Origin of the sequence: Streptomyces sp. NPDC049585, from assembly GCF_040675615.1 — a bacterium.
Lineage (GTDB): Bacteria > Actinomycetota > Actinomycetes > Streptomycetales > Streptomycetaceae > Streptomyces > Streptomyces luteosporeus.
Window position 1 is genome coordinate 159,412 of the sequence record NZ_JBFAPE010000006.1, and the last position, 14,978, is coordinate 174,389.

General features: G+C 74.3%; 11 protein-coding genes. 3 read left to right on the forward strand and 8 right to left on the reverse strand.

Annotation, left to right across the window (positions count from 1 at the left end):
• Positions 1-4 precede the first annotated feature (4 nt).
• Complete coding sequence (locus tag AB0K17_RS09890; protein WP_365969897.1) at positions 5-832, forward strand: DUF3097 domain-containing protein; 828 nt, start codon at positions 5-7, stop codon at positions 830-832.
• A gap of 307 nt (positions 833-1,139) precedes the next feature.
• Here the strand turns inward: AB0K17_RS09890 and hemW are convergent, their stop codons facing one another.
• The 4 genes from hemW to lepA form a co-directional block, all read right to left on the reverse strand.
• Complete coding sequence (gene hemW, locus AB0K17_RS09895) at positions 1,140-2,381, reverse strand: radical SAM family heme chaperone HemW (protein WP_365982702.1); 1,242 nt, start codon at positions 2,379-2,381, stop codon at positions 1,140-1,142.
• Between the two features lie 18 nt (positions 2,382-2,399).
• Complete coding sequence (locus AB0K17_RS09900) at positions 2,400-4,265, reverse strand: ATP-binding SpoIIE family protein phosphatase (RefSeq protein WP_365982703.1); 1,866 nt, start codon at positions 4,263-4,265, stop codon at positions 2,400-2,402.
• A 160-nt stretch (positions 4,266-4,425) separates the two neighbouring features.
• Complete coding sequence (locus tag AB0K17_RS09905; protein ID WP_365982704.1) at positions 4,426-6,312, reverse strand: AMP-dependent synthetase/ligase; 1,887 nt, start codon at positions 6,310-6,312, stop codon at positions 4,426-4,428.
• A 214-nt stretch (positions 6,313-6,526) separates the two neighbouring features.
• Positions 6,527-8,392 carry a translation elongation factor 4 gene (lepA, locus tag AB0K17_RS09910; protein ID WP_365970118.1) on the reverse strand — a complete coding sequence of 622 codons (1,866 nt, stop codon included), beginning with the start codon at positions 8,390-8,392 and terminating at the stop codon, positions 6,527-6,529.
• A 210-nt stretch (positions 8,393-8,602) separates the two neighbouring features.
• Between lepA and rpsT the strand changes: the two genes are divergently transcribed.
• The gene (gene rpsT, locus AB0K17_RS09915; RefSeq protein WP_365970117.1) at positions 8,603-8,863 is read left to right on the forward strand and encodes a 30S ribosomal protein S20; all 261 of its coding nucleotides are present in this window, start codon (positions 8,603-8,605) and stop codon (positions 8,861-8,863) included.
• A 380-nt stretch (positions 8,864-9,243) separates the two neighbouring features.
• Here the strand turns inward: rpsT and holA are convergent, their stop codons facing one another.
• Complete coding sequence (holA, locus tag AB0K17_RS09920) at positions 9,244-10,233, reverse strand: DNA polymerase III subunit delta (protein ID WP_365970115.1); 990 nt, start codon at positions 10,231-10,233, stop codon at positions 9,244-9,246.
• Between the two features lie 72 nt (positions 10,234-10,305).
• Between holA and AB0K17_RS09925 the strand changes: the two genes are divergently transcribed.
• Positions 10,306-10,584 (forward strand): hypothetical protein, encoded by a 279-nt coding sequence (locus AB0K17_RS09925; RefSeq protein ID WP_365970114.1) that lies wholly within the window; start codon positions 10,306-10,308, stop codon positions 10,582-10,584.
• A gap of 183 nt (positions 10,585-10,767) precedes the next feature.
• Here the strand turns inward: AB0K17_RS09925 and AB0K17_RS09930 are convergent, their stop codons facing one another.
• The 3 genes from AB0K17_RS09930 to AB0K17_RS09940 are packed head-to-tail and all read right to left on the reverse strand — an operon-like array spanning position 10,768 to position 14,953.
• Positions 10,768-11,577, reverse strand: a complete 810-nt coding sequence (locus AB0K17_RS09930) for an arylamine N-acetyltransferase (protein ID WP_365982705.1) — start codon at positions 11,575-11,577, stop codon at positions 10,768-10,770.
• Positions 11,475-14,123 (reverse strand): ComEC/Rec2 family competence protein, encoded by a 2,649-nt coding sequence (locus tag AB0K17_RS09935; RefSeq protein ID WP_365982706.1) that lies wholly within the window; start codon positions 14,121-14,123, stop codon positions 11,475-11,477. Before AB0K17_RS09935 ends, AB0K17_RS09930 begins: the two co-directional genes overlap by 103 nt.
• On the reverse strand, positions 14,120-14,953 hold the full coding sequence (locus tag AB0K17_RS09940) for a ComEA family DNA-binding protein (protein WP_365982707.1): 834 nt from the start codon (positions 14,951-14,953) through the stop codon (positions 14,120-14,122). The genes AB0K17_RS09935 and AB0K17_RS09940 overlap by 4 nt, the downstream gene beginning before the upstream one ends.
• Positions 14,954-14,978 lie beyond the last annotated feature (25 nt).

Sequence of the window (14,978 nt, forward strand, 5' to 3'; positions counted from 1 at the left end):
GGCCATGCGCAGCAGAGAGTACGGACCGGCCGACCTGACCCCGCCATGGAAGCGGAAGGTGCCCGTACCGGAGGTACCGGCCGAGCCCGACCTGGTGGTCGAGGAGGTCACCACCGGGTTCTGCGGGGCGGTGGTGCGGTGCGAGAAGACCGCGCAGGGACCCGTGGTCACGCTGGAGGACCGCTTCGGCAAGTGCCGGGCCTTCCCCATGGAACCGCGCGGCTTCCTGCTGGAGGGGCGCGTCGTCACGCTCGTACGCCCCGCTGCCGCCGCCCCGGCCGCGCCCTTGCGCACCGCGTCCGGCTCCCTCGCCGTCCCCGGCGCCCGGGCGCGCGTCGCACGCGCCGGGCGCATCTACGTCGAGGGCCGGCACGACGCGGAACTCGTCGAACGGGTCTGGGGCGACGACCTGCGCATCGAGGGCGTGGTCGTGGAGTACCTGGAGGGCATCGACGACCTGCCCGACGTCGTACGGTCCTTCGACCCCGGCCCCGACGCGCGACTGGGCGTGCTGGTCGACCACCTGGTGCCCGGCACGAAGGAATCCCGGATCGCGGCGTCCGTGACGGGCGAGCACGTGCTGGTGGTGGGGCACCCGTACATCGACGTGTGGGAGGCGGTGAAGCCGGCGTCGGTGGGGATCGCGGGGTGGCCGCGGGTGCCGCGCGGGCAGGACTGGAAGACGGGGGTGTGCGAGGCGCTGGGATGGCCCGCGAACACGGGTGCTGCGTGGCAGCGGATCCTTGCCTCGGTGCGCTCGTACAAGGACCTGGAGCCGGCGCTGCTGGGGCAGGTGGAGCAATTGATCGACTTCGTGACGGTGGGCGGGTAGGCGCCTGCGGCGGGCTCGCCCCCAGCCCCACCCACTCCCCGTCTCCCAGCGGGGCGGCGCCCCTAGGCCGTGTCCGGCGGATCGTGCGGTGCCCCGTAGGGGCGCGGGGAACTGCGCGACAAGCCACGACGCGCCCGCAGATTTGCCCGGACCCCCGTGGTGGCGTGTCGGCTGCGGGCCGTCGCCGGCTGATCGCGCCCACGCGGCGCAGCCGCAGATCGACACCGCCCCGCGCCCCTTCGGGGCGCCGTGGTGGCGCGTGACGAAGATCCGCCGGACACGCCCCAGCGCCCCCGGGAGACGGCGCTCAGTCCACCAGGTCCCGCACCACCGCGTCCGCCAGCAGGCGCCCGCGCAGCGTCAGTGCCGCCCGACCCGACGCGTACGCGTCGGCCCGCAGGAGGCCGTCCGCCAGGGCGCGCCGGGCTGCCGCCGTGCCGGCCGGGCGCAGGAGGGACAGCGGGCAGCCCTCCTCCAGCCGCAGCTCCAGCAGGACGCGTTCGACGCGGCGGTCCTCGTCGGTGAGGATTTCGCGGCCGGCGCCCGGTGAGCGGCCCTCGGTCAGGGCCTGGGCGTAGGCGCCGGGGTGCTTGACGTTCCACCAGCGCACGCCGCCGACGTGGGAGTGGGCTCCGGGGCCGGCGCCCCACCAGTCGGCGCCGCGCCAGTAGAGCTCGTTGTGGCGGCAGCGGGCGGCTTCGGTGGTGGCCCAGTTGGAGACCTCGTACCAGGCGTAGCCGGCGGCGGAGAGGGTCTCGTCGGCGATGAGGTAGCGGTCGGCGTGCACGTCGTCGTCGGTCATGGGCACCTCGCCGCGGCGGATGCGCCGGGCGAGCTGGGTGCCTTCCTCGACGATGAGGGCGTAGGCGGAGACGTGGTCGGGGGCGGCGCCGAGGACGGCGTCGAGGGAGGCCCGCCAGTCGTCGTCGCTCTCTCCGGGGGTGCCGTAGATCAGGTCGAGGTTGATGTGGTCGAAGCCGGCTTCCCGGGCCTCGGCGACGCATGCCTCGGGGCGGCCGGGGGTGTGGGTGCGGTCGAGGATCTTCAGGACGTGCTGCCGGGCGCTCTGCATGCCGAAGGAGATGCGGTTGAAGCCGGCGGCGCGCAGTTCGTCGAGGTAGCGGGGGTCGACGGATTCGGGGTTGGCCTCGGTGGTGACCTCGGCGTTCTCGGCGAGGCCGAATTCGTCGCGGAGTGCGGCGAGCATGCGGCCGAGGTCGGCGGCGGGCAGCAGGGTGGGGGTGCCGCCGCCGACGAAGACCGTCTCGACCGGGCGCGGGTCGTCGCCGAGCACCTTGCGGGCGAGGCGGATCTCGTCGGCGACGGTCTCGGCGTAGGTGTCGCGGGAGGCGAGCGCGCCGCCGGAGCCGCGCAGCTCACTGGCGGTGTAGGTGTTGAAGTCGCAGTACCCGCAGCGCGTGGCGCAGTAGGGGACGTGCAGGTAGAAGCCGAGGGGCCGCTGCCCGGAGCCGGCGAGGGCGTGGGGGGGCAGTGCCCCGTCCTCGGGCATGGGCTCGCCGTCAGGCAGTACGGAAGGCATGGGGTCCATTGTCCGTCATGCCGGGGGTTACTCGGCTCGGAGCACCAGCAGGGCGAGGTCGTCGTCGGGAGGGGTGGGGGCGAAGGCGTGGACGGCGTCGCGGATGCGCCGGGCGACGCCTTCGGCGGTCAGGCCGGTGCAGGCGGTGAGGGTGGCGGCCAGGCCGTCGGCGTCGTCGAAGAGGCGGTTGCCGGCCTTGCGCTCGGTGACGCCGTCGGTGACGCACAGCAGGGTGTCGCCGGCGGCCATGTCGAAGGTCTGGCTGCTGTAGGCGACCTCCTCGACGACGCCGAGCAGTATCTGCGGGGCGCCCACGGCCCGTACGGAGCCGTCGGGGCGCAGCAGCAGGGGGAGGGGGTGGCCGGCGCTGGCGAGGGTGCAGCGGACGCCGGAGCCGCCGTCGGTGCGGGGCACGAGCTGCCCGTGGAGGAGGGAGAGGAAGCGGGGGGCGGGGCCGGGGGCGTCCTCGGCGGCCTCCTCGGCGAGCATGCGGTTGAGGCGGGTGAGCACGTCGGCGACGCCGTAGCCCTCCTTGGCCAGCAGGCGCAGCCAGGGGCGGACGAGGCCGGTGGTGACGGCCGCTTCGGGGCCGCTGCCGCAGACGTCGCCGAGGGCGAAGCACCAGCGGTCGTCGCCGGCGGCGAAGACGTCGTAGAAGTCGCCGCCGGCGGCGGTATCGCCGCAGGGTTCGTAGACGACGGCCTTGTCGATGCCGGGGATGTGGGCGACGCCGCGGGGCAGCAGGCCGCGCTGGAGGATGGTGCTGATGGTGGCCTGGCGGGTGTACTGCCGGGCGGAGGCGAGGGCCTGGGCGAGGCGGCGGGCGAAGTCCTCGGTGAGGCCGGTGACGTCGTCGCCGAGGCCGGGGCCGGCGGGGCGGCCGAGCAGGAGGGTGCCCAGGGCCCGGCCGCCGGCGACGAGGCGGCAGGCGAGGGCGGGCCCGGGCGGGGCGCCGGTGGGTGCGGGGCCCGGCGGGTCCTGGCGGTAGGGCCAGGGGGCGGGCCGGCCGGTGGCGGGCAGCAGGGGCGGGGCGTGCAGGAGGGCGGCGCGCAGGGGCTCGGTGCGGCGTTCGTCGGCGTGCCAGACGCAGGACAGGCGCGGGGCGGGGTGGATCGTGCCGGGGGTGGACTCGGCGTCGAGCCACACGGCGCACCAGTCGGCGAGCCGGGGGACGGCGAGCTGGGCGGCCAGCGAGGCGACGGTGTCCTCGTCGAACTGGCCGGCGAGCAGCTCGGAGGCCTCGGCGAGGAAGGACAGGGCGCGGTGGCGGCCGGTGTCGGCGGCCGGCCGGGCGGGGGGCTCGGGGCAGGAGCCGGGGCCGAGGTTCTCGGCGACGCGCAGGTCGCGCAGGAGCGCCTGGTCGGAGAGGGCGGGCGGTTCGCCGGCGCGGTCGGGGCGGCTGGTGGGCAGGTGGAACCACACCGTCTTGTCGGTGCGGCGGTAGGCGGTGCCCCAGGTCTCGGCGAGCTCGGCGACCAGACGCAGGCCGCGGCCGCAGTGGGCGGGGCCGTCGCGCTCGCCGGGGGCGGGGCGGCGGGCGCGGAACTCGCGGGTGGGGTGGTGGTCGGTGACCTCCACGACGAGGCTGCCGCCGCGGGCCGGGTCGAGGCGGCATTCGAGGTCGACGGAGGTGCCGGCGTGCACCACGGCGTTGGTGACGAGCTCGCTGACCAGCAGCGTGGCGTCGTAGGTGACGACGTCGTGGGCGTTCCAGCCGGCGAGCACGGTGCGCACGAAGCGGCGGGCGGCGGAGGGCGCGCGGGCGTCGCCGGGCAGGCTGGTGCGGGCGGTGGCCGACTCGCCCGTGCAGCCGCCGGTGGCCTGCGCGCCCGCTCTGCGGGAGGGTGCGCGGGCAACCGGCGCGCCGTTTCCGGACGTTGGCGATGTCCTCACGGGTGACGCTCCTGACCGCTTACGGCATAGTGCGGGATTCACCATCGCCAGGGTGACAGACGGGCGGTGTCCAGGTGCGCCGAGTTGGGCAAGTGGACGCTTTGGGAGTACGGCGGGCATGGGGCGCGAAGGACGGGGCAGGAGCCGCCGTCCGGGCCTCTCACGCCTCCCGTGCCCCTGCGTACATCTCCTCGATCAGGTCCTTGTACGTGCGCTCGACGACCGGCCGCTTGAGCTTGAGGCTGGGGGTGAGTTCGCCGTGCTCGACGTCCAGTTCGCGCGGCAGCAGACGGAACTTCTTGATCGTCTGCCAGCGCTGCAGGCCCTCGTTGAGCCGCTGCACGTAGCCCTCGACCATGGCGTACGTCTCGGGGGCGGCGACCACCTCGGCGTACGGCTTGCCGGCCAGGCCGTGGCCCTCGGCCCAGTCGAGGAGGGCGGGGCCGTCGAGGGCGATGAGGGCGGTGCAGTAGTTCCGGTCGGCGCCGTGCACGAGGATGCTGGAGACGAACGGGCACACGGCCTTGAAGCGGCCCTCGATCTCGGCGGGCGCGACGTACTTGCCGCCGGAGGTCTTGATGAGGTCCTTCTTGCGGTCGGTGATGCGCAGGTAGCCGTCCGGGGAGAGTTCGCCGATGTCGCCGGTGTGGAACCAGCCGTCGGGCTCCAGCACCTCCGCGGTCTTCTCCGGCTGGCGGTGGTAGCCCTCCATGACGCCGGGGCCGCGCAGCAGGATCTCGCCGTCGTCGGCGATGCGCACCTCGGTGCCCGGCAGGGGCTTGCCGACGGTGCCGGTGCGGTAGGCCTCGCCGGGGTTGACGAGGTTGGCGGCGCTGGTCTCGGTCAGGCCGTAGCCCTCCAGGATGTGGATGCCGGCGCCGGCGAAGAAGTAGCCGATGTCGGGGGCGAGGGCGGAGGCGCCGGAGACGCAGGCGCGCAGCCGGCCGCCGAACGCCTCGCGGATCTTGGCGTAGACGAGGGCGTCGGCGACGCGGTGCTTGGCGGCGAGGGCGAAGGGGACGGCCTTGCTGCCGGTGCGGCGGTAGTTGTCCTGGGAGACCTTGGCGTACTCGCGGGCGACGTCGGCGGCCCAGCGGAAGATCTTGTACTTGGCGCCGCCGCCGGCGCGGGCCTTGGCGGCGACGCCGTTGTAGACCTTCTCGAAGATGCGCGGGACGGCGGCCATGTAGGTGGGCCGCACGACCGGCAGGTTCTCCACGATCTTGTCGATGCGGCCGTCGACGGCGGTGATGTGCCCGACGGCGATGTGGCCGGTGGTGAGCACCTTGCCGAAGACGTGGGCGAGCGGCAGCCACAGGTACTGCACGTCCTGCGGTTGCACCAGCTCGGTGGCCTCGATCGCCCGGGACATGTACGACCAGGCGTCGTGCCGCAGCCGTACGCCCTTGGGGCGGCCGGTGGTGCCGGAGGTGTAGATGAGGGTGGCCAGCTGCTCGGGGCGCAGGGCCTCGATGCGCTCGCGGACGGCCTGCGGGCGGCGTTCGAGCAGGGCGGTGCCGCGCTTCTCGAGGTCGGCGAGGGAGAGGACCCAGCCCCCGGGGTCGCCCTCGGCGGGGGTGGCGTCGGCGGCGTCGATCACCACGACGTGGGCGAGGCCGGGCAGCTCGGCGCGGCGCAGTCGGGCCTTGGCGAGCTGGGCGGCGTCCTCGGCGATCAGGATGCGGCACTCGGCGTCGGAGAGCATGAAGGCGGTCTCGTCGGCGTCGGTGCTGGGGTAGACGGGGGTGGTGGCGGCGCCGGCGCACATGATGCCGAGGTCGGCCAGGATCCACTCGACGCGGGTGGCGCAGGCCAGGGCGACGCGCTCCTCGGGGAGGATGCCGAGGTCGACGAGGCCGGCGGCGACGGCGAAGACGCGGTCGGCGGCCTGGCGCCAGGTCAGGGAGGCCCAGGTGTCGGGCCCCTCCCCGGCGGCGGGTACGGGGTAGCGGTAGGCCTCCGCGTCGGGGGTGGCCTCGACCCGGTCGAGGAAGAGGGTCGCCACGGAGGGCGGCCGGTTCTCGATCAAAGCCTGCGTCTCGGTCACGGCATCCTCCGGGGCCCGCCTCGTTGCTGGTGACTCGCGAGTAACCTTCGAGCAGTGATCAGGGTAGGCCGGAAGAGCCCGTCGCGTAAGAGTGCGGAACCGGCTGATCAAGGGCCGGTCGGCGGAGGTTTTGCGCAGACCCGGCGATAGTCCGCGCCGCGGGCGTGGTGATGCCGCCGTGCCCCGGCCGGGAACCCGGCCGGGGCACGCGCTGTCACTTCTTGCCCTTGTCACCCTCGTCGCTGGAGAGCACCGCGATGAAGGCGTCCTGCGGCACCTCGACGCTGCCGACCATCTTCATCCGCTTCTTGCCTTCCTTCTGCTTCTCCAGCAGCTTCCGCTTGCGGGAGATGTCACCGCCGTAGCACTTGGCGAGGACGTCCTTGCGGATGGCGCGGATGGTCTCGCGGGCGATGACGCGGGAGCCGATGGCCGCCTGGACCGGCACCTCGAAGGCCTGCCTCGGGATGAGCTCCTTGAGCTTGGCGACCAGCCGCACGCCGTACGCGTAGGCCTTGTCCTTGTGCGTGATGGCGGAGAAGGCGTCGACCTTGTCGCCGTGCAGCAGGATGTCGACCTTGACCAGCTCGCTGGTCTGCTCGCCGGTGGGCTCGTAGTCCAGGGAGGCGTAGCCGCGGGTCTTGGACTTCAGCTGGTCGAAGAAGTCGAAGACGACCTCGGCGAGCGGCAGGGTGTAGCGGATCTCGACGCGGTCCTCGGAGAGGTAGTCCATGCCGAGCAGCACACCGCGGCGGTTCTGGCACAGCTCCATGATCGAGCCGATGAACTCGCTGGGGGCCAGGACGGTGGCCCGCACCACCGGCTCGTACACCTCGGCGATCTTGCCGGTGGGGAACTCGGAGGGGTTCGTCACCGTGTGCTCGGCGCCGTCCTCCATGATCACTCGGTAGACCACGTTGGGCGCGGTGGCGATCAGCTCCAGGCCGAACTCGCGCTCCAGGCGCTCGCGGATGACCTCCAGGTGCAGCAGGCCGAGGAAGCCCACGCGGAAGCCGAAGCCCAGGGCGGCCGAGGTCTCCGGCTCGTACACCAGTGCGGCATCGTTGAGCTGGAGCTTGTCGAGGGCGTCGCGCAGCTCGGGGTAGTCCGAGCCGTCCAGCGGGTACAGGCCGGAGAACACCATCGGCTTGGGGTCCTTGTAGCCGCCCAGCGCCTCGGTGGCACCACCGTGCAGCTGGGTGATGGTGTCGCCGACCTTGGACTGGCGCACGTCCTTCACGCCGGTGATCAGGTAGCCCACCTCGCCGACGGACAGACCGTCGGCCGGGACCATCTCCGGCGAGTTGGTGCCGATCTCCAGCAGCTCGTGGGCGGCGCCGGTCGACATCATCTTGATGCGCTCGCGCTTGCTCAGCGTGCCGTCGACGACCTTCACGTACGTCACCACGCCGCGGTAGGCGTCGTAGACCGAGTCGAAGATCATCGCGCGGGCGGGCGCGTCCTTGACGCCCACCGGGGCCGGGACGGTCGCGACGACGCGGTCGAGCAGCGCCTCGACACCCATGCCGGTCTTGGCCGACACGCGCAGCACGTCCTCCGGCTCGCAGCCGACGAGGTTGGCCAGCTCCGCGGCGAACTTCTCCGGCTGGGCGGCGGGCAGGTCGATCTTGTTGAGGACCGGGATGATCGTGAGGTCGTTCTCCATCGCCAGGTAGAGGTTGGCGAGAGTCTGCGCCTCGATGCCCTGGGCGGCGTCCACCAGCAGGATGCAGCCCTCGCACGCGGCCAGGGAGCGGGAGACCTCGTAGGTGAAGTCGACGTGGCCCGGGGTGTCGATCATGTTCAGGATGTGGGTGGCACCCGCACCCTCGCCCTCGGTGGGCGCCCAGGGCAGACGGACCGCCTGGGACTTGATCGTGATGCCGCGCTCGCGCTCGATGTCCATCCGGTCGAGGTACTGCGCACGCATCTGCCGCTGGTCGACCACACCGGTCAGCTGGAGCATCCGGTCGGCGAGCGTCGACTTGCCATGGTCGATGTGCGCGATGATGCAGAAGTTACGGATCAGAGCCGGGTCGGTACGGCTCGGCTCTGGCACGTTGGTAGGGGTCGCGGGCACGCAGGATCCATTCGGTGACTTCGGCGTGTGAACGCCAGTCTCGGCGGGAGTCGGATATACGACGCCTCCATGGTCCCATGACCGGCGGGCTCGGTCCGGTTTGGGACGCCGACGCGCGTACTGGTAGCCTGGCTCACTGTGTCTTGTCGTGCCCTCTCATCACGCACACGGCACATGATCGAAATCCAACGAACCTGAAAAGGCTCTTTCGTGGCGAACATCAAGTCCCAGATGAAGCGGAACAAGACCAACGAGAAGGCGCGCCTGCGTAACAAGGCCGTCAAGTCCTCGGTCAAGACCGCTGTCCGCGCGGCCCGCGAGGCCGTCGTCGCCGGCGACGCCGAGAAGGCTGTTGCCGCCGTCCGCCTGGCCAGCAAGAAGCTGGACAAGGCCGCGAGCAAGGGCGTCATCCACAAGAACGCCGCCGCCAACAAGAAGTCGGCGCTGGCCAAGCTCGTCTCCGCCAAGTAAGGCCGGACGACACAATCTGATCGCCGGCTACGGACTCGAGCGGACCCTCTCAACCGCTCCGGACCCGGCACCCCCGCCGCACGCGGCCGTTCGCCACGCGGGTGCGGCACGAGCCTCTTGAGGCTCATCGATCCACCCCGGAGGCCCGGTGCCGCCCTTTCCCCAGGGCCGGCACCGGGCCTCCGGGCGTTTCTCTCGCCGATAGGGCCTGTTGCCGGTACGGCCGTCGGTGGGGTCTCTGTCGCCGGTACGGCCGTCGGTGGGGTCTGTCGCCCGTACGGCCGTCAGTAGGGTCTGCCGCCGATACGGCAGTCAGTAGGGTCTGCCGCCCGTACGGCCGTCAGTAGGGTCTGTCGCCGGTACGGCGCGAACGCTGCGGGTCAGCGGCCACCGCTGCGGGCGGCCCGGGCCACGGCGACCACGGCACGCTCCAGGGCGTACTCCGGGTCGTCGCCGCCGCCCTTCACCCCGGCATCCGCCTCGGCGACGGCGCGCAGCGCCGCGGCGACGCCGTCCGCGGACCAGCCGCGCATCTGCTGGCGCACGCGGTCGATCTTCCAGGGGGGCATGCCCAGCTCCCGGGCCAGATCCGCCGGCCGGGCCCCGCGGGGAGCCGAGGCCAGCTTGCCGATGGAGCGGACGCCCTGCGCCAGGGCACTGGTGATCAGCACGGGGGCGACGCCCGTCGCCATGGCCCAGCGCAGCGCCTCCAGCGCCTCGGCCGCCCTGCCCTCCACGGCCCGGTCGGCGACCGTGAAGCTCGACGCCTCCGCCCGGCCGGTGTAGTAGCGGGCGACCACGGCCGCGTCGATGGCGCCCTCGATGTCCGCGACGAGCTGGGAGCAGGCGCTCGCCAGCTCCCGCAGGTCGCTGCCGATCGCATCCACCAGCGCCTGGCAGGCCTCCGGCGTCGCCGAGCGGCCCACCGCGCGGAACTCGCCGCGGACGAACGCCAGCCGGTCGGCCGGCTTGGTCATCTTGGGGCAGGCGACCTCGCGCGCCCCCGCCTTGCGGGCCGCGTCCAGCAGGCCCTTGCCCTTGGCCCCGCCGGCGTGCAGCAGGACGAGGGTGATCTCCTCGGCGGGCGCGGTCAGATAGCCCTTGACGTCCTTGATCGTGTCCGCCGACAGGTCCTGCGCGTTGCGGACGATCACGACCTTGCGCTCGGCGAACAGCGACGGACTGGTCAGCTCGGCCAGCGTCCCCGGCTGGAGCGCATCGGGGGTCAGATCCCGGACGTCGGTGTCGGCGTCGGCCGCCCGGGCGGCCGCGACCACCTCCTGCACGGCGCGGTCGAGGAGGAGATCCTCCTGCCCCACGGCGAGCGTGACGGGGGCGAGCAGGTCGTCGGGTGCAGTCTTCCTGGCCATCGGGAACAGCATCCCATGCCCCAGTGACAGACCCCCTCGTACGCCCGTGATCCCATGCCGCACAATGGGCGGGTGACCAGCGCTTCCTCCTATATCTCCACTTCATCAGAACCCGTCCGGCACCTGCTCGTGCTGCCCGACCGCGACGCCGCCGAGGAGGCCGCGGACGAGGCCGGCCGGCGCTTCGGCCTCGACGAGGACCCCCGGGTCGTGCGCGAGGCGCTCGCCGGCGAGGACGACGCCGAGGACGCCCAGTGGCTGGTGGTCCTCGAGGACCCCGACGGCGACCTCGACGTCGCCGCCCTGCGTGAACTCGCCGACGAGTACGACGGCTGGCTCGAGGTCGAGTGACGCGTCGCGTCACGCGATGAGGCACCACGCGCCCCGTAAGGGGCGCGGGGAACTGCGCGACAAGCCACGACGCGGCCGCAGATTGCCCGGCCCCCCGGCGTGGCACGTCGGCTGCGGGCCGTCGCCGGCTGATCACGCCGGCGGCAGCCGCACATCGACAACGCCCCGCGCCCCTACGGGGCGCTAGGCCAGGGGGCGCACCTGCGGTATCCGCTCCAGCTCTATGCCGAAGTGCTCCCGGTAGGCGGGCAGCACCTCCTGGTCGGTCAGCGTCCTCTCCTCCCGGCCGCCGGGGCCGGAGGTGATCAACGTCCGGCCGGCGAGGGTGATCCGCCCGCCGGAACCGGTCGGCCGGGAGCACAGCACCGACCGGGTGAACAGCGACTGTGGCGACGTACGGTGCCACCAGCTGCCGCCCTCGAAGTCGGCCAGCTCCCGCGGCCGCCGCTCCAGTCGGTACTGCACCTCCCCGTTCCTGATGACGTCCAGGTCACCCTCCTGCGTCTCCACGATCCGGAACACCCCCGACGGGTCCGCCTGCTCGCCGCGCTCGTCCAGGCGCAGCGGCACCTGGCTGTTGCGGCCGAAGCCGACGTCCACCAGGAACGACTCCCCCGCCCCCTCCTCCCCTTCCTTCTCGTTGCCCTCGATGTCCACCTGCAGGGCCATGTGGTCGAAGGGAATGCCGAGGCGTCCCTCCGGGCCCGACACCCGGCCCGCGAGCAGGCTCACCCGGTAGCCGAGCGCCGTCAGCAGTTCGGCGAAGGCACCGTTGAGCTCGTAGCAGAAGCCGCCCCGCGCCCGCCGCACCACCTTGTCGACCAGGGCCGCGCCCTCCAGGGCGATCTCCTCTCCCAGGTGGATGGAGAGGTTCTCGAAGGGCACCGTGATCACGTGGCGCAGGTGCAGCTCACGCAGCGCCCCGAGGGTGGGGGCGACCGGGCGGCGAGCCCCGATGCGTTCGAGGTAGGCGTCGGTATCCGTTGTCTGCATGGCAGTTGTGTGCATGGCAGCTTTCTATCCCCCGTCAGGAACGGCCCACTGCCCGGGGCCCGGCGCCGCCGGCGTACGCGGCCGCTCGTCACCGCCGTCGCCGGGCCGGTGACCGCGAGGGCCCCGTCGGTGTCGGTGCGCAGGACGACCGTGCCGCGCTCGCGCAGCGCCCGCACCGTGCGGTCGGCCGGGTGCCCGTACGGGTTGCCGGTGCCCACCGAGATCAGGGCCAGGCGCGGGGCGAGCCCGGCAAGGAGGCGGAGGTCCTGGTGGGCGGAGCCGTGGTGGGCCACTTTGACGACGTCCACGGGCGGCAGGCCGGGGTGGGTCTCCCACAGCTCCTGCTGCGCGGGCGGCTCCAGGTCGCCCAGCAACAGGAGCGTGAGCCCGGAGCTGCGGACGAGCAGCACGACGCTGGCGTCGTTGGGGCCGTCCTCGGCCACGGCGGACGTCCCGGCGGCCGGTGGCCACAGCACCTCCCAGGACAGCTCTCCCCAGCGGCGCCGCTCCCCCGGCACCGCCTCGACGACGGGCACCCGGGCCCGGGCGGCCTCGCGGGCGACGAAGGCCGCCCGCCCCGGCGGGTCGGCGAAGGCCGTGGTCTCGACGGCTCCCACCGCCCGCCCGTGCAGCACCCCGGGCAGGCCGTCCACGTGGTCGGCGTGGAAGTGGGTCAGCAGCAGGAGCGGCACGGTGTCGACGTCCAGCTCCCGCAGGCAGCGGTCGACGGCCTGCGGCTCGGGGCCGGCGTCGACGACGACGGCCGTGTGCGGGCCGGCGGCCAGGGCGAGTGCGTCGCCCTGGCCCACGTCGCAGGCCACCAGCCGCCAGCCGGGCGGCGGCCAGCCGGTGACCGCCCTCTGCAGCGGGGCGGGGCGCAGGACGGCGAGCAGGAGCAGCAGTGCGCAGGCCGCGCAGGCCCAGGGCCGCCGGAGCAGTCGGGGCGCCAGCAGCACCGCGGCGGCCGTCACCGCAGCCAGCGCGAGGGCACCGGCCAACCCGCCCGGCCACGGCACCCCGGCGCCCGGCAGCCCGGCCCCCGTCCGGGCCACGGCGGCCGTCCACAGCACCGGCCAGCCGGCCAGGCGGGCGAGCTGCTCGGCGACCGGCATGGCCAGCGGGGCGGTGGCCAGTGCGGCGAAGCCCAGGACGGTGGCCGGGGCGACCGCCGGCTCGGCCAGCAGGTTGCAGGGCACCGCCACCAGGCTCACCCGGGTCGCCAGGACGGCCAGCACGGGGGCGCACACGGCCTGGGCGGCGCCCGCCGCCGCGAGGGCCTCGGCGATCCGGGGCGGCACGCCGCGGCGCCGCAGGGCGCCGCTCCAGCGCGGGGCGAGGGTGAGCAGGGCGCCGGTGGCCAGCACGGAGAGCAGGAAGCCGTAGTCGCGGGCGAGCCAGGGGTCGTACAGCACCAGCAGCACGACCGCCGCGGCCAGGGCCGGGAGCAGGCTGCGTCTGCGGCCCGTGGCGAGGGCGAGCAGGGTGATCAGGCCGCAGGCGGCGGCCCGCAGCACGCTCGGGCCCGGGCGGCAGACGAGCACGAAGCCGAGCACGAGCCCGCCGCCCAGCACCGCGGTCGGCCGCAGCGGAATCCCCAGCCGGCCCGCGAGCCCGCGGCGCTCGGCGCGGGCGGCGAGGTGGGACGGTCCGGTCAGGAGCACCAGGAGGACGGCGAGGTTGCCCCCGGAGACCGCCAGAAGGTGCGTCAGATCCGTGGCCCGGAAGGCCTCGTCCAGCTCGGTCGGCACGCGTGAGGTGTCGCCGACGACCAGGCCCGGCAGCAGGGCGCGGGCGTCCGGGGCCAGCCCGTCCGACGCCGTGCGCAGGCCCGCCCTCAGCCGGCCCGCGAACCGCTGGGCGGCGGACGGCCCGACCAGGACCTGCGGCGGCCCGTCGCCCCTGACCCGCAGAACGGCCGCGATGCGGTCGCCCTCCCGGGAGGGCGGCGCGAGCCGGCCCTCGGCACGCACCCGGGTGGACGGCAGGAGCGCCAGCCATGATTGACGGGCCATCAGCAGGACGCGGGTACGCACGGCCGTCGCGGTGCCCTGTGCGGTGACCACGCGGGTCGCCTCCGCCTCCAGCACCACGGCGGGCGCGGCGTGTGCCGCACCGCGCGCCCGCGGCCGGGTGGCCCGGGGGTCCCCGGTGACGGTCGCCTCGACGGTGACCCGCGCGTACTGCCGCGCCAGTTGCGGCAGCGGCCCGCGCCGCGTCTGTGCGCCCGCCAGCCCGCCCACTGCCGCCCCGGCCGAGGCGCACAGCAGCGCCGCCGCCACCGCTCCGGCCACCGCCGCTGCGCGCGGCCGTCCTGCCGGCACACGCCGGGCCCGGGCGCGCACGGCCAGGACGCGCACGACCAAGGCGAGGCCCCCCGCGGCGACGACGGCGCCCGCGCACATCGCCACGACCACCGGGGCCTCCGCCGTCAGGCAGATCGCCGCCGCGCCCCATGTCGCGAGTGCGGGGACCACCAGGCGCAGGTCGGGCGGCCCCTCGGCGGGCCCGGGTGACCGTGCTTCGCGGTCCGCGGTGGTGCCGGTCACGGCTGGACCAGGGGCTTGAGGTCGGCGAAGCGGCGGGCGCCGATGCCGGTGACGTGCTGGAGGTCGGCGACCGAGCGGAAGCCCCCGTGCTGGTCGCGGTAGTCCACGATGTGCCGGGCCAGGACGGGCCCGACGCCCGGGAGGGCCTCCAGCTGCTCGGCCGTCGCGGAGTTCAGGCTGACGGGCCCCGCGACGGCACCCGGGGCAGTGCCTGCGGCAGGCCCGCCGGGTTGCGGCACGACGCCTGGGCCGGCGCCCACCAGGATCAGCTCGCCGTCGACCAGCACCCGGGCCCGGTTCAGCCCGGAGGTGTCCGTCCCGGGGCGCACTCCCCCGGCGGCCTCCAGCGCATCCTCCACCCGGGACCCGGCCGGCAGCCGGCGCACCCCGGGCTGCCGCACCTTGCCGGCGACGTCGACCACCACGTCCCGTGCGCCGGGCCCGCCCCGTACGGACGGGGACGGCGGCCCGGCAGACGTCCCTGCGACCGGCCGGGGTGGTGCGGGCCGGTCCGGCGGGGCGGCACCGGCAGCAGGCGCATTCTCCCCCTGCGGCACCCGCTGTGGCGCGTGGACCTCGTGCGGCCGCCCGGACCAGAAGTGGTGCACCGCCAGGCCGACGGCCGCCAGCAGCACGACCGCCAGCGCCGCGAGCGTCTTCGGCTCGATGCCGCACCGCACCTGCAGCCACACCGGCAGCCGGTCGCGCACCGCGCCACGCCAGTCCCGGAGCGGCCGCGCCGGGGCGTTCGTGGGCGAGGCGGCGGTGACCCGGTCACGCAGCGAACCCAGCCCGCGATCCACCGCGGCCGCCGGAGCGGCAACGGACACGGGCGTGGGCTGCGTAGGGGACGCG

What these genes read in the sequence shown, in the direction of transcription:
- AB0K17_RS09890 (WP_365969897.1), top strand. Translation starts at nt 5, where the DNA reads ATGCGCAGCAGAGAGTACGGACCGGCCGACCTGACCCCGCCATGGAAG.
- hemW (WP_365982702.1), bottom strand. Translation starts at nt 2,381, where the DNA reads ATGGACCCCATGCCTTCCGTACTGCCTGACGGCGAGCCCATGCCCGAG.
- holA (WP_365970115.1), bottom strand. Translation starts at nt 10,233, where the DNA reads ATGGCCAGGAAGACTGCACCCGACGACCTGCTCGCCCCCGTCACGCTC.
- AB0K17_RS09930 (WP_365982705.1), bottom strand. Translation starts at nt 11,577, where the DNA reads ATGCAGACAACGGATACCGACGCCTACCTCGAACGCATCGGGGCTCGC.